The organism is Sporosarcina cascadiensis (genome assembly GCF_009650995.1).
Classification (GTDB): domain Bacteria; phylum Bacillota; class Bacilli; order Bacillales_A; family Planococcaceae; genus Sporosarcina; species Sporosarcina cascadiensis.
Genome location: NZ_WHVV01000044.1, coordinates 1 through 517 on the forward strand (window position 1 = coordinate 1; position 517 = coordinate 517).

Consider the following 517-nt stretch of genomic DNA (forward strand, 5'->3'; position numbering starts at 1 on the left):
CTGTTTTCTCCAACTGCTGTACTTCTGTTTCTACTAGAATAGATACAAAGTATTTGCCACTTGGATTTCGTCTGACGGTCGCATTCAGGATACGCCCCTGTACTTCCCGACTGTTGGCAAAACGAACAAGCCCTAATTTAGGTAACTTCACTTTGTCGCCTACGATGGCAATATTTCCATTGATCTGCTTGGTCGTATAAGATTGAACAGGGTTCTTTTTAGACTTGAAGCGTGGTGCTTTGTTTTGTTTCTTGAAGAATCGTGTATAGGAATCAGCAAGATTTTTTAGTGAGGACTGGAGGGCAATACTGTCAACTTCTTTTAGCCATAGTAATTCCTTTTTCAATTTTGTTAATTCAGCAGAACAAAGATGATAGGTTAATCCTTTGCCTGTCTTCTGGTAGGTATCGTTCCATTGCCCTAAAAATTGATTGAATACGAAACGACTACATCCAATGGTTTTAGCGATGAGGACTGCCTGTTCCTTGGTTGGATAGATACGAAACTTATAGGCTTT

1 protein-coding gene is annotated in these 517 nt (G+C 39.8%); it reads right to left on the reverse strand.

The features are described 5' to 3' along the window. On the reverse strand, nt 1-517 hold a 517-nt coding region (locus GDZ68_RS17945), incomplete at both ends, for an RNA-guided endonuclease TnpB family protein (protein WP_153723682.1).